12 protein-coding genes are annotated in these 13230 nt (G+C 51.6%); 1 reads left to right on the top strand and 11 read right to left on the bottom strand.

All coding sequences use genetic code 11. From position 1 onward, the window contains the following. Positions 1-407 precede the first annotated feature (407 nt). The 7 genes from N7E73_RS13365 to N7E73_RS13335 form a co-directional block, all read right to left on the bottom strand. Positions 408-1553: an amidohydrolase gene (locus N7E73_RS13365; protein WP_432735358.1), complete on the bottom strand. Its 1146-nt coding sequence runs from the start codon at positions 1551-1553 to the stop codon at positions 408-410. Then, positions 1554-2012 carry a hypothetical protein gene (locus N7E73_RS13360; RefSeq protein WP_432735357.1) on the bottom strand — a complete coding sequence of 153 codons (459 nt, stop codon included), beginning with the start codon at positions 2010-2012 and terminating at the stop codon, positions 1554-1556. Further along, positions 2012-2812 carry a DUF3100 domain-containing protein gene (locus tag N7E73_RS13355; RefSeq protein ID WP_432735356.1) on the bottom strand — a complete coding sequence of 267 codons (801 nt, stop codon included), beginning with the start codon at positions 2810-2812 and terminating at the stop codon, positions 2012-2014. The genes N7E73_RS13360 and N7E73_RS13355 overlap by 1 nt, the downstream gene beginning before the upstream one ends. A 184-nt stretch (positions 2813-2996) precedes the next feature. Beyond that, positions 2997-4280 carry a hypothetical protein gene (locus N7E73_RS13350; RefSeq protein WP_432735355.1) on the bottom strand — a complete coding sequence of 428 codons (1284 nt, stop codon included), beginning with the start codon at positions 4278-4280 and terminating at the stop codon, positions 2997-2999. A gap of 332 nt (positions 4281-4612) precedes the next feature. Continuing rightward, complete coding sequence (locus N7E73_RS13345) at positions 4613-5431, bottom strand: glycosyltransferase family 2 protein (RefSeq protein ID WP_432735354.1); 819 nt, start codon at positions 5429-5431, stop codon at positions 4613-4615. Between the two features lie 122 nt (positions 5432-5553). Beyond that, on the bottom strand, positions 5554-6657 hold the full coding sequence (gene msrB, locus N7E73_RS13340) for a peptide-methionine (R)-S-oxide reductase MsrB (RefSeq protein ID WP_432735353.1): 1104 nt from the start codon (positions 6655-6657) through the stop codon (positions 5554-5556). 119 nt (positions 6658-6776) lie between these two features. Then, complete coding sequence (locus N7E73_RS13335) at positions 6777-7478, bottom strand: M15 family metallopeptidase (protein WP_432735352.1); 702 nt, start codon at positions 7476-7478, stop codon at positions 6777-6779. 138 nt (positions 7479-7616) lie between these two features. On the opposite strand from N7E73_RS13335, the gene N7E73_RS13330 reads away from it, so the two are divergent. Further along, complete coding sequence (locus tag N7E73_RS13330) at positions 7617-8672, top strand: substrate-binding domain-containing protein (protein WP_432735351.1); 1056 nt, start codon at positions 7617-7619, stop codon at positions 8670-8672. Positions 8673-8735: 63 nt separating this feature from the next. Here N7E73_RS13330 and N7E73_RS13325 read toward each other — a convergent pair whose 3' ends face one another. The 4 genes from N7E73_RS13325 to N7E73_RS13310 all read right to left on the bottom strand — a co-directional run bounded on the left by N7E73_RS13325 (position 8736) and on the right by N7E73_RS13310 (position 13228). Continuing rightward, complete coding sequence (locus tag N7E73_RS13325) at positions 8736-9503, bottom strand: SAM-dependent methyltransferase (RefSeq protein ID WP_432735350.1); 768 nt, start codon at positions 9501-9503, stop codon at positions 8736-8738. 286 nt (positions 9504-9789) lie between these two features. Continuing rightward, positions 9790-10152: a hypothetical protein gene (locus N7E73_RS13320; protein WP_432735349.1), complete on the bottom strand. Its 363-nt coding sequence runs from the start codon at positions 10150-10152 to the stop codon at positions 9790-9792. A gap of 168 nt (positions 10153-10320) precedes the next feature. After that, positions 10321-11661, bottom strand: a complete 1341-nt coding sequence (locus N7E73_RS13315) for a deoxyribodipyrimidine photo-lyase (protein ID WP_432735348.1) — start codon at positions 11659-11661, stop codon at positions 10321-10323. 7 nt (positions 11662-11668) lie between these two features. Next, positions 11669-13228 (bottom strand): SDR family oxidoreductase, encoded by a 1560-nt coding sequence (locus tag N7E73_RS13310; protein WP_432735347.1) that lies wholly within the window; start codon positions 13226-13228, stop codon positions 11669-11671. Positions 13229-13230 lie beyond the last annotated feature (2 nt).

Here is a 13230-nt window from a genome sequence, read left to right as displayed (position 1 = left end):
ACAAATTGCTTCATCATCACTGCATATAATATCCTGTACTATCAGCAATGAATGAAATGAATCACTATTAACCATCTATGTTAATAGACAATATCGTGCGCAGTGACGAATTAAATCCAAGAAGAGAATCTTTCGGTGAATATTTGAGCGGCCGACAGGCGGACAACCCCATCCGCAAATACAGCCATTTCATCAACTCCGCCGAAACAAAGCTTCCAAAGGTCAAAACCACACGGATAACAAACTGAAACTAATGGGGATTCCAAAGGGTCGCGGACCCTTTGGCCGCCGGCGGCGAAATCGGATCATCCAAAGCGCAAAGCGCATCAAAATCAGCCCCGCAGGAGCACCGCAGGCATTCAGGGAAGGGGTGCAAGGCGGGGCCAACATTGGCCCCGCGCTTGTCTTTAAAGCAGCTCATTTATTACGGTTATGAAGAAACTTGCCGCTATGGGCAGGATATCATCATCAAAATCGAACCTGCTGTTATGCAGAGGAGCCGAGTCCGCACCGTTGCCGATCCAGACGTAACAGCCCTTGGTGTATTTCATGAAGAAGGCGAAATCTTCCGCAGCCATGGAGGATTCCATGTCGGTGACGACATTTTCAACGCCGACAACCTTCTGAGCCGCCCTGAGGGCGATTTCCGGGGTGGTGTTGACCAACACCGGATGTTTGCGCACGTAGTCGAGTTCAGCCTCGACACCGTACATGACCCCAACACCTTTAACCACCTGCCCGATGGAATCCTCAATGAGGTCCTGAACCTTTTCGTTGCAGGTTCGCACGTTACCCTGAACCATTACGTTGTCTGGGATACCGTTACGCAGGCTTCCTCCGTGCACCTGGGTGATGGAAACCACCCCGCGCTCATGTGAGGGAATCTTGCGGGCTACGATGGTCTGCAGTCCTTTGATTATGTCAGCTACAGCGGCAAAGGGCTCGTTACAGACGTGGGGCATGGAAGCATGACCGCTCTTGCCGGTAACATGTACTTCGAAACGGTCTTCCGAAGCCATGCAGGCACCGTTGTGAACAGCTATCTTGCCAGCTTCCAGGCCGGGCCAGGCATGGAAACCGAACAGGTAATCCACCTTGTACTTATCGAAGAAACCGTCTTCGATCACACGTAATGCGCCTTCGTAGCCTTCCTCGCCGGACTGGAAAAGAAGCAGCACGGTTCCGTTGAAGTCCCGATTCTTTGCAAGGTAACCGGCCAGAGCGATCAGGGAGGTACAGTGCCCGTCATGACCGCAGGCGTGCATCTTGCCTTCAACCGTGGACTTGTATGCGAAATCGTTCTCCTCGCTCATCTCAAGGGCATCCATATCCACACGGAAAGCCACGGTGGTATCCCCTTCTCCGCCTTTAATTTCGGCAACAAGCGAATTCACACCAATATCAGCGCAGGAGATGCCATACCCGTCGAGTCTGGACTTGATCAGTTTAACTGTTTCAACAGTATCCAGACCGACCTCGGGATTCTGATGAATCTGACGACGCAGGGCCTTCATTTCATCATGAAGTGCCAGCACTTCCGGATTCAAAGCCATCTATATGTCTCCCATGAACTTGAGTACTCCCTGTGCGATTGCAGCGGAAGCAATGTAAGTGGAGATCATTACAAAAAGGCTGACCACGACAATACGCCATCCGCTCTTCTTGAAGGTATCAAGATCCTTACCGATTGCGACCCCGGCGTATGCGAGGATGGGGGTGGTCAGAGCCAGAAAGTGGACCTTTGCCACTGCGGCATTGACGGTTTCCGCAAGGGGGAATCCGGGCACGGTCACTATAACGCCGTAGGTGATTACAAAAAGAACCGAAGGTATCTTCTTGAACACGAACATGTTGGTAGCTACACCGGCAACGCAGAGCAGCAGCAGGATTCCCATTCCGGGAAGAGCTTCAACCATGTTGTTGTGAAAGCCGACATGGTTCCCTACAAGCACCATCAGCGATACGATGATCAGGACAATGACGGACTCGATGATATTCTGCTGCTTGGTCATTATACGGCCTCCGGAGATTCATTGAATTTAATCTTGTACAGGTAGTTGTACAGCTTGTTGGAAAGGGGCAGAGCCAGAATCAGGGACATGTAAACGCCGTCGATACCGGAAAGGGTGTTACTTGCAACACCGAAAGCCTGAATTTCCTGTGCCATTGAGGGATAGGCGGCACTGAGACTGCCGATGGAAGCGGTCATCATGCTTGCGCTGCCCACGCCGGAAGCCATGGCCAGTGCATAGGGATGGAAAATGTTGAACGCGGCGAGGAAGGAAGCCATGAGACCGAAGAAAATGGTTCCGAAAACGGTTCCGCAGATGTAAACACCCATGACACCGCGTCCTTCAGCGGAATCAAGTCCGTAAATATCGCCGATAAGGGCCACGTTGGGCTCACGTGCGATGGAGTGGGCAGCACCGACCGCCTCACGCTTGAGGCCGAGGTACATTGCAATGGGGATACCTACAAACAGGGTTGCGATGTTTCCGAACTCCTGCAGGATAAGGGCCGGGCCGGCCTTGAGAATATCGTAGAATTTCGGACCCACGAGGGTGCCGTAACGGGCCATGAGCAGGAGCAGGGTCAGACCTACGAGGGTACTGGCCTGAACCATTTCCTTTTCCTTTACGATCTTGAAAAATTTAGGACCGAGGAAAATACCGATAAACATCGCATACAACATGGGCAGCAGAACCAGCTTGCCCGGTCCGACCTTGAAGGTGATGATTCCGATCAGCTCGGAAACAACCACCAGAGCCAGAACGACCAGATGCAGTTTCACGTTCTTTACAGCATCGTTCATAAAACACTCCATTGTTTCAGCCGCCCCCTGCGACGGCCCGAAAGTTGATAAACACACAGTCCCTAGCGGGCAACTCCTCCAGCACACACCCATCCGCCCGCATCAAGGGACGGATTTGAGCTTCGGCCTTTTTCGGACATGACATAAATATGTCCGAAAAAGCGCCAAAAAAATTTCCCTTCAATCAGATCAAAATTCGCACCATCTTCTTGGGACGCCCGACCTTATGACCGGCCTCGCTCCCGTTGACTTCGGCATAACCGCTGTCCAGAAACTTCTTAAGCACACGCCGGGCACTGCGCTCTCCAATACCCAGACATGCGGCAAGATCAACAGAATCAAACGTATCCTTGCGGGTCTTTTCCATCAGGGCCTTTATGCGGTCCAGATAGCTGGGGCTTATCCCGATCTCACCGGCAATCTCAAGCAGACGCCCGTCCACCACATGCGTATGGTACCTAAGCTCGTCCACTTCTCCGATGGGGCCGCGAATCTGCTTGCCCTCGACAACAAACAGCCCGCCCCTGGCAAGCTTTGAAGCATTATCAAGAGCCTTGCGGGCCGACTTTTCAGCCTCAAAGGCAGTAGCTCCGATACCGATACCGGAAGAAAAAATAATATTGCGTTCGCGTCCCCAGGATAAAAGACGCATGAAATGGGCACGGTGCGGTTCGCTTTCTATCAGCCCACGGGTGGAAAAGATAACATGCTCTTCAGTGCCGAAATTGAAGAGACTGCCCTGAATGGCCCGCACGTACTCCAACAGCTCAAGATAGAACCTGCCGCCGTTTTTCATGTCGTCATACTGATTTATGGAGCTGCGGGAAATGGAGTTCAGCTTGATGAGCTGTATGGCGATACCGGCGGAGCGCAGGTTGCGGGTCTTGATGCGGTTTACCAGCCGGGAGATGGAATCGTGAATCTGCAGGTTGCTGGCATACAGCCGGAATACGGGCAGACCGCGTTTTTTCAACTCACTGAACACATAGCCGAAGCCGGTAGCAATGGCCTCAACCTGCCCGGACTCGTAAAGCTCAACATGGCGGTCAAAGTATTCCTGCTCGTTTCGGCACAGGGCAAACGGCATGGAGTGGACGCTTTCCAGCTCGACGCCGAATTCCTTCACAACCTCAACGAGAATGTCGTCGCTGACCACGTCAATGGAGAGTTTGCCGGACTTTATGCCCTTGCGGTGCATTTCGGACAGCACCCGCAGCAGGCTGTACCCGCCGCGCGGAATGTGCTCGTAAGGATTGGTCACGCTCCCGCGGGCCTTGGCACCTTCCTGCACCGCAATACCGGTAAACAGGGTTCCCTGAGTTTCCCGCTGGCACTGATCAAGCACTTCCCACGAATCCTCGGCCCGCTCACGAACATAGGAAATCAGCTCGATTTCCGGACAGCGGCGAGTCACCACCTCTTCTACGAGCTGAACTGAGTCGGTTGGTCCGATACAGCCTATTTTCATGAAAACCGCCGGATTGCTGGAAGTTGCCTGATTCTGCCATTGCCCACGTAAGCGGAAACACCCCGCCATTTTCGGCAATGTCACAAATATGACCAAAATTCGTCAAATTGTGCACACGGTGCGTCAGGCTGTCAAGGGGAATGATCGAACGCGGATAGCCACACATAGCGTTATAACGCCGACAAATACACTTTTGCATCCTGAACAACATTTTCATTTCGCAAAACGAAACGAAAATACTAACTGACAATCACTTTGCGTTAAGCAAAAATATTTCATTGAGTCGCACGCGGCAGGACAAATAACAGTAAGCACTCCCACTAAAAACAGAACTATTTATTCCTGAACAAGGCCATAACCTTCTCAATATCATCAGCGGTAGGAATATAACCCCTTGAGAATGCGGGAGCATAGTCTCTTCCACGCAGGTGGTCGCGTGCCCATTGGAAGACTGAATCATGAAAGAATCCAGGATTGTTCAGCACTATCCGGGCCTTGGACGGACCGTCGTCCTCTTCGGCCTGCCGGGAGAAATTACTGCCGTGAATTTCATAAGTATAAAGAATTTCAGCAAGATGCCTGAATCTTGCTCCGGCCATAAGACACTGAATCCAGAAGTCCCAATCTTCATAGGAGGTGTTGTCCCGATAACGGACACCGGCCTCCCAAAGCCTGCGCCGAAATACCGCAGCAGGAGGGACAGGGTTCTGGTTTCTGAGGTAGAGCGGCTTGAAATCAGGGAGCCTTACTTCCCGACACCCTCCCGGTCCCCGTTCCTGATAGTCGGTGTACACAAGATCAACGCTCTGCTCGGACTGAAGGACTCCAAGGCTCATTTCAAAAAACTGCGGAGAAAAGGTATCGTCCGGATCAAGGCAGACCAGATATTCTCCCGCAGCCCGCTCGAGACCGAAATTCCTGACCGGCCCAGGCCTGCCGGAACGTCCGGGAGTAAAAATCTCAAAACCGGCGCACCTAATCAACCCGGACCATTTCCCTGCCTGCTCAAGGGAGTCGTCAGAGCTTCCGTCGTCCACAAAAAGAATCTGGACATCATCCAGCGACATGGTCTGCCCCTGAATGGAACTGAAAAAACGGTCCGAAAAACGTCCGTAATTATAGTTGGGGATGATGATTGAAAGCAGGCACATAACCGTTCGAGGTTTGGGTTTTATATTTTGAACACCATACACAACAATACGGCACTGCGAAACCTCAAAAAAAAGAAGGGCCGCCATTTAGACGACCCTGCCTGCATCAATCAAACAGCCACCTATTCAAGGAGGCGAAGATACTTCCCATATCCCTGCTGCTCCATTTCTTCCTTTGGAATAAAACGCAGCGCGGCAGAATTTATGCAATAACGCAATCCGGTAGGCTTCGGGCCATCGTCAAACACATGTCCGAGATGGGAATCGGCCTTGTGCGAACGGACTTCCGTCCTGCGCATGAAAAGTGAATTGTCATCCTTTTCAACCACTGCACCAGCATCAATCGGCCGTGTGAAACTGGGCCATCCTGTCCCGGAATCAAACTTGTCGGACGAACTGAAGAGAGGTTCACCTGAGACAATATCAACATATATTCCGGGCTTCTTGTTATCCCAGAACTCGTTATTGAAAGAGGGTTCCGTACCTTCACGCCGAACAACCTCGAATTGCAACGGACTCAGCTTCTTCCGGAGATCCTCGTCACTTGGCCGGACATACCCGTCAACACTCTTTGGGGTGTTTATTTCTGACGTCTTCTTTCCCCAATGATCCTCAATAAATGAATCCCTGCCGGAGTTGAAACGGTACCAGTTGTAGCGCAACGGATTCTTCTTGTAGTAATCCTGATGATACTCTTCAGCAGGGAAGAACTCCTTGAAAGGAATCAACTTTGTGGCAAGAGGCCTTCCAAAAACACCGGATGCGTCCAGCCCTGCCAGCACTCTTTCCGCAATCCTCTTCTGTTCCTCGTCGTGATAGAATATAGCCGAAGTATACTGCTCACCACGATCATTGAATGATCCTGAAGAATCTGTCGGATCATGGTGCTTCAGAAAAGCATCCAGCACCTGTTCATAGCTGACCACCTGCGAATCAAAATGAACCTGCACAACCTCAAGGTGCCCGGTTCGTCCTGAGCTCACCTGTTCGTACGATGGATTATCCACATGCCCACCGGCGTAGCCGGAAACAACTTCGACAACCCCATTCACCTTTTCGAGATCCGACTCGACACACCAGAAGCATCCTCCTGCCAGAGTCGCAATTTCTATATTCTTCCCCTTGTTCATTTCCATCTCCTGAGTGAAAGCTACCAGCGCCACAGAAGCGTAGAGCCCCAGAAATAGCAGCCCGACAGCCAGAACGACTGAACTTTTAAATTTCATTACACACCTCATCAGTATTAGTAGCTATTACTAAATAAATGGTGCTTGTGCCTATAAAGTCAACAGCTATCAAAAATAAATGCAGGAAAAGAAGTTTTCCTGCATTTATTCAGCAGATGCTACTCGACCGGGAAATCGAAATAGGTTTCTGGAAAAGGTTCATCACGAAGGGTAAAATGCCACCATTCCTCTTTGAGGGGACGGAATCCGTTACGCAACATGGCCTGCCGGAGCAGCGCGCGGTTACACCGAGCCTGAACAGGCATATCCCTGTTGTCAGGCCATGAACGGGGGCCGAAATAATCGAACGGAGTACCCATATCGAGTTCAGCTCCTGTATCAAGGGAAACTATTGTGAGATCAATAGTTGAACCTCTGGAATGTCCGGACCTGGCTGCTATATACCCATCCCGGAACAGGTTCTTTTTCTGCACATCCGGGTAGAAACGATTCTTCATACGGGTATCATTCAGATTCTCTGCCCAGCGCACGAAATGAAGCACAGCCCGTTGAGGACGATAGCCGTCGAAAAACTTCAGTCCAAGCCCGAAAGGAGCAAGGTCCTGCTGGACTGCAGCAAGGGCTGCGGCCGCCGGTTTTGTGAGGATGATCCTGGCTACCCCATAGCCATCAATACGTTTCCCAACAAAATTATTACTGCCGAAATAGCGGACATCATAGACACCACCGGACACAACTTCATCCAGATAGCTGAAACCACTGGGCAACTCCCCGGCGAGGCTTTCAATTTCCCCCAATGTGCAAAGAGCACCTGACCAGAAAACCACCGATGCAAAAACCAACAGAACAGTCTTTCTCATAAGCACCTCAATAAAATGAGTTACAATATTTTATAACTTCAACGTTTACAAACAAGTATAATAAAAAGGATTGAAACGGCAGACAAACACGCATATCATAAAGGCTGCATACGTTCACTTCAAAAGAACAAACATTCAATGTTCGTAAATATATTTATATACAAACGCACGCTTTATTCAGCAACTTCATTACTGATTTCCAAAACAGTCCGTTTATTTTCAACTGCAATAATATCAATATTTCTGGTCACGGCAGTATTTACTGCCCCATCTTATGCATTTGACAACTTAACGATTGCAGTTATCCCTAAAGCCACCCTGCCGCATTTCTGGAAAATAGTTTGTGTCGGAGCACATACAGCAATACAGGACAATAATGCCACAATTATATGGCGCGGCCCAAGAGTGGAAAACAAGACTGAAGCTCAAAAACATCTTATGGACTTTTACATCGACAAGAAAGTAGATGCAATAGTGATAGCCCCGACGCACAAAAGCAAGCTGAATTCCAGTATAGAAAAGGCCATGGCTGCGGGCATAAAAGTCATTGTAATTGATTCCCGTACTTCCGCCGGAAAACAGCATAGTTTTATCGCAACGGATAATTACAAGGCTGGAAAAATCGGTGCAAAACTTCTACTGCAAAAGATACATAAAAAAGGTCCCCTGCTGCTTATGGGCAGTATGCCGGACAGCAGCTCCGTATCGGAAAGGGAGCAGGGATTCATTGACGGAATCAATGAACTGGCTCCGGGGATGTCCGTAATAAGAATGAATATACTGGAAGGAACAGGAAAAGAAGCTGAACTTGCCGCAAAAGAGATCATCAGGAACACCAACTCACTCGCCGGGATATTTGCAGTGAATGAAGTCTCCTCCGAAGGGGTTCTTCAGGCGCTGAATAAACAGGAAATCAACGGGCTGCCCTTTGTCGGCTTCGATTACAGCAGCACTCTTCTGGAAGGGATAGAATCCGGCCGGGTAAGCGCACTGATCACGCAGGTCCCGTTTGCAATGGGTTATATGGGGGTCCGCACGGCTCTGGAACTGCTTGAGGGCAAGCAGATTGTCCCTGAAATGGAATGCCCGGTTAGAATCATCACCAGGGATAACATTGAAGACTCTCAGAACCTGCGATGCCTGCGCAAGTTTTCCGAAAGGGAACGGGACAGCTGCCCCATGTGCTTCAACTGATCCCGAAAGAAATACGGGCACCCGGCCATACGGTCAGACTGCCCGTCGATCAGATCAACAAGATCACATCCTGCGTGCTATAATGTAACCGAAACTGACCCAGCGCCCGTTGTCAATCTTCAGCGTCAACGGGTCTCCCTGCGGATCATCCTTGCAGAAAGGGTCGTGCTGGGCATACTCGGCCCACCAGTCCTTTGCGTCCGGGACATAACCGTATTCGAGCAAGTCGAAACCGGCAGACCGGACCTCCTCCGCAGAGTGCCGGACATCCCGAAAACATTCCGCCCACGGAAACTCATCCCGGGTCACGTACGGTCTCAGGTCATCGGGGATAGGCACATCAAGGTGCATTGGCTCGCCAAGACCGAACACTCCTCCGGGCTTAAGGACACGCCTAATTTCCTTGAGACACTGCAGGTATCCATCCTCACCGGACAGATTCCGCACCATCTCAAGGGCCGTCGTCGAATATACCCGGTCAAATGACTCTGAAGCATAGTGTGACTCCGGCAGCCCTATCTTCTGGGCCAGAACCATTTCAGGCACACCCCATTTGGAAGCGTTCTCCCTCGCGTGTTCAACCATGGGCCTTCCGTCCATACGGTCATCCCACGGATCAATGCCTACAACCTGAACACCGTATTCCTTTGCAAGAAAACAGGACTGAATGCCACGGTTGCAGCCGACATCAAGAATGCGTTCCCCGCGGGACACTCCCATCTTTTCCGCCATGAACTCGGTGAGTTTCAGTCCTCCGGGACCGCTGCACTGGGCGTAGATTGTTTCCAGATCAGTATACTTAACCGACTTGCTGTATTTAAAATGTGTCATTGGAACTTCCTGTAAAAAGATTAAAATTCAACGCTCATGGCGTTTCCGAATACCAACAGGTGTTCCTCCGTCCGCTGTGACACGCAAGCCGTCCAGCAGACGGATTACATCACAAGACTATTTTTCATAAAAACCCTCGATTAAAGGTTCGCTTTTCTAAAAATCAGGCCTCAAAACAGACTTGCTATTTTATCTATACAACCAAGTCAAGTAATCCTGATGTGACAAACAGAAAAGGCCGCCTCACAGAGACGGCCTTCAAACATTCAATTAAAATGACACAGGACTAACCGCCGAACCAGCCGGGAGCCAGCACTTCCATAGCCTTGGTATAATGAACACGCAGATCTTCAAGCTTTCCGGAAATAACTTTTTCCTGCTCGCCCAGACTGGTGGGGCAGACATCCTTCATCTGCTCAACTACAGCCTCAAGCTCTTTCATTGTGGACTTGAGCAGTACTATCTGATCTCCCAGATTTCCGGACTTATCATCGGCGAGGACATCGTAAAGGCGGGCCTTCCAGGAGTTGAGTTCCATCTCCAGACCCTTGCAGTAATGATTCACAGCCTGCTTCTTTGATTCTTCCGTGCTGCAGCCATCAATGCCGATACAACTGGGGCAGGGGCCCGGATAATCCATATTAGCCATAATGAACCTCCATAAAACGGGTTAAAGTTATTAACAAAACAACAATAACACGTTTTAATGGTTCCGACATCTATTTTTGCTCAGAAATGGAGATCTCCAACCCACCTGCTTATTTAGATCTTTCTGCTGAATACGGAAAAAATCCCGCACTACGGCTTCGCCCTGCCTTCACTGTCCCCACTTCTTCACATACATATCCACGTCAAATTTCCTGCGACAGCCCTTTTCATTCATGTACCGGATGGAGCCGAAAACAGGACGCCGTTTCCACGGACGGTCATGCAGCCCGGCAACAGACCAGAGTGTTCCCACGTAGCCGTTGGGGTCGCGCCCGTCCAGTGCGAACCGGTCATTCAGGGCATTTGCTGTTCTCAGGGCCTCGGCGGGAGATGCGGACCATTCGAGAATTTTCTTGGCCCAGTACATACGCATGTAACCATGCATCCGCCCGGAAACAACAAGCTGGTTCTGGGCCGCGTTCCAGAGTGCCGAATGGGTCTGCGCTTTCTCAAAATCATCATAGGAATAAAGATAGGCACGCACATCCCCGCTGCATTCATCCAGAACCCTGCGGGCCCATTCAGGAGCTCCTTCCAGCGAATCATACTCCGGCGTATGCAGGCAGAAATTATCCGACAGCTCCCGGCGTATGATCAGTTCTTCAAGATAAGCCTGCTGATCCTCACCCACTCCGCTGAAAGCCACTTCCAATGCGGCCCTCTGCGGGGCCAGTTGTCCGAAATGGAAATAGGGGGAAAGACCTGAAGTTGCCCCTGCATTGGGATCGTTGCGTCCGGTCCCGTAGCCTTTCAACCTGCGGGCAACAAATTCATCCAGTGCACGACGGCCTGCCGCTTCCCCCGGTTCGAGGTCCACCGGACCTACCGAGCAATCTACGTCGATAAATTCCCGCACGGATTTCCAGTCCACTGCCGGGTCAACCACACGGGAACCGGGCATGCCCTTAAGTTTGGGAAAAGAGGTGAGAAATTCCGGCAAAAGACGCTGTATTTTCGGACGGATGGTCCGGGCGGCGTACTCCAGCTTGTCCGTAACAAAACGGGCCGGGACCACGTTATGCCCGTCCACTTCCACCAGCGGAACATCAATTTCCCTGCCGACAGCGGCATGCCAGCCACGCCTGACCCGCAGCGGGTCAAAATCCGAGACAACAATTCCGGCCCCCAGCTCCTTCACCAGAAGCGGAAGTTCCCGGTCCGGAAGGCCCAACTTCAAAGTAAAGGGAATGCCAAGCTTCGCAAGACCCGCTTCAACCTGCTCAAGCCCTTTGAGCATGAAATCGTAATGACGCAGGGTTGCTCCTAGATAAGAAGGCACCAGACAGAAAACCACCCGCACTTCCCTTGAATCACCGGCCAGAGAACGGGCATGCAGAAGTCCCCAGTTGTCCTGAACCCGCTGCTCACGACCCATCCAGTAAATGACCGGCCCGCCGGTATCCTTTCCGTGGTTAAGCGAATAGATTCTCTTTTGATCAACTGCACCCATGAATAATCTACTCCACGCCCGGAATTCTGCAACGCGGGGCAGGCCCGTCCACGAGCTCCGGACCTTCCAGAATTCGGCATCCGCTCTTCCGGGCCAAAGCACGGGCCATTCCTTTGAAAACGACAGAATGCAGGGGATATACTGCCCACCAGTATAGAATGCCGCCCAATCCGCGCGGAAGGAATCTTGCGGTCATGGTCAGCACGGTATCGCCCACGAAGGTCTGCTCAAGCTGAAATTCAAGCAGGGCTTCACCGGGAAGCTTCATCTCCGCCAGCAGGAGCAGCCTTTCTCCGGGCTGAACATCAAGCACCCGCCAGAAGTCAAGGGCGTCTCCAACGTCGACCTCAGAAGGATGCCTGCGCCCGCGGCGTAATCCCACACCGCCGACCAGCTTGTCCATCCAGCCTCTGATGGACCACAGAGAGTCGCAACAGTACCAGCCTTCTTCTCCGCCGATGGACATGATCCTTTCCCACAGCCTGCCTCGCCCGCCTTCCAGTTTGATCCGGTAGGCCGAATGATAGACCGTTCCCCCGCTATAACCTGCATCGCCGCATACGGCCCACTCAGGGGTAACAAGCCCTCCGGCATCGGACCAGCATGTATCAACCACTTGCTGGTCAATCTTTTCAAGCGCCTTGCGTATGGCTGATCGGCAGTCGGTAAGTTCGCAGGGCATTATCTTGCGGATGCGGAAATCCTTGCAGACTACCCGGTTGCGCAGCCCAAGTATCAGGGGGCGGGCCAGAGCCACAGGAACAGGCGAAACAAGCCCGAGCCAGAAGGAGGAAAGCTTCGGGGAAAGAAATGGTACCGGTATAATCAGCCGTTTACGCAAACCGGCCTCTTCCTGATAAATACAGAACAGTTTCTCGTAAGTTTCAATGTAAGGCCCTCCGATATCGAAACTGTCCCCGGCCGTCTCGGGATAATCCAGACACCCTGCAAGATAGAAAAGCACGTCCCGAATACTGATGGGCTGGCTCTCCACCCTCACCCACTTCGGGGTCAGCATCACCGGCAAGCGGTCCACAAGATACCGCAATATTTCAAATGAAGCACTGCCGGAGCCAAGTATTACCGCAGCCTTGAAAACAGTGCAGGAAACCCGTCCGGAAGAGAGTATCTGCCCTACTTCAGCACGCGACTCCAGATGATGGCTGATGTTGGGGTCATCCGGTATCATCCCGCCAAGATAGATCAGCCGGGAAAGACCGGTTTCATCAGCTGCAAGGCGGGTGTTCTCTGCGGCAATCCGGTCCTTCTGTGCAAAATCCCCGGCTCCGGTCTGCATTGAATGGACCAGATAATAGGCAGCGAAACAGCCATCGAGGGCGCGGGACAAGGATTTCCCGTCAAACAGATCGGCCTCGACCAGTTCGCAACGCTCATGACCGGCATAAGCACGGCATTTCAGCTTGGCCATGGACCTGCCCACCGCGCGAACTCTCCAGCCGCGCTCCAGCAGCAGAGGAACCAGACGCCCGCCGACGTAACCGGTTGCTCCCAGAACACAGATCGTATGCTCCCCCCGTTCCTGTTCCGTAATTAAAAGATCTTCCATTT

The sequence above is a fragment of the Maridesulfovibrio sp. FT414 genome, from assembly GCF_050916235.1.
Taxonomy (GTDB): Bacteria; Desulfobacterota; Desulfovibrionia; order Desulfovibrionales; family Desulfovibrionaceae; genus Maridesulfovibrio.
This window is presented reverse-complemented; position numbering and strand designations above follow the sequence as displayed.

Coding starts and splice junctions, on each gene's coding strand:
- N7E73_RS13365 (WP_432735358.1), bottom strand. CDS start 1,553: ATGGCTTTGAATCCGGAAGTGCTGGCACTTCATGATGAAATGAAGGCC.
- N7E73_RS13360 (WP_432735357.1), bottom strand. CDS start 2,012: ATGACCAAGCAGCAGAATATCATCGAGTCCGTCATTGTCCTGATCATC.
- N7E73_RS13355 (WP_432735356.1), bottom strand. CDS start 2,812: ATGAACGATGCTGTAAAGAACGTGAAACTGCATCTGGTCGTTCTGGCT.
- N7E73_RS13350 (WP_432735355.1), bottom strand. CDS start 4,280: ATGAAAATAGGCTGTATCGGACCAACCGACTCAGTTCAGCTCGTAGAA.
- N7E73_RS13345 (WP_432735354.1), bottom strand. CDS start 5,431: ATGTGCCTGCTTTCAATCATCATCCCCAACTATAATTACGGACGTTTT.
- msrB (WP_432735353.1), bottom strand. CDS start 6,657: ATGAAATTTAAAAGTTCAGTCGTTCTGGCTGTCGGGCTGCTATTTCTG.
- N7E73_RS13335 (WP_432735352.1), bottom strand. CDS start 7,478: ATGAGAAAGACTGTTCTGTTGGTTTTTGCATCGGTGGTTTTCTGGTCA.
- N7E73_RS13330 (WP_432735351.1), top strand. CDS start 7,617: ATGTTCGTAAATATATTTATATACAAACGCACGCTTTATTCAGCAACT.
- N7E73_RS13325 (WP_432735350.1), bottom strand. CDS start 9,503: ATGACACATTTTAAATACAGCAAGTCGGTTAAGTATACTGATCTGGAA.
- N7E73_RS13320 (WP_432735349.1), bottom strand. CDS start 10,152: ATGGCTAATATGGATTATCCGGGCCCCTGCCCCAGTTGTATCGGCATT.
- N7E73_RS13315 (WP_432735348.1), bottom strand. CDS start 11,661: ATGGGTGCAGTTGATCAAAAGAGAATCTATTCGCTTAACCACGGAAAG.
- N7E73_RS13310 (WP_432735347.1), bottom strand. CDS start 13,228: ATGGAAGATCTTTTAATTACGGAACAGGAACGGGGGGAGCATACGATC.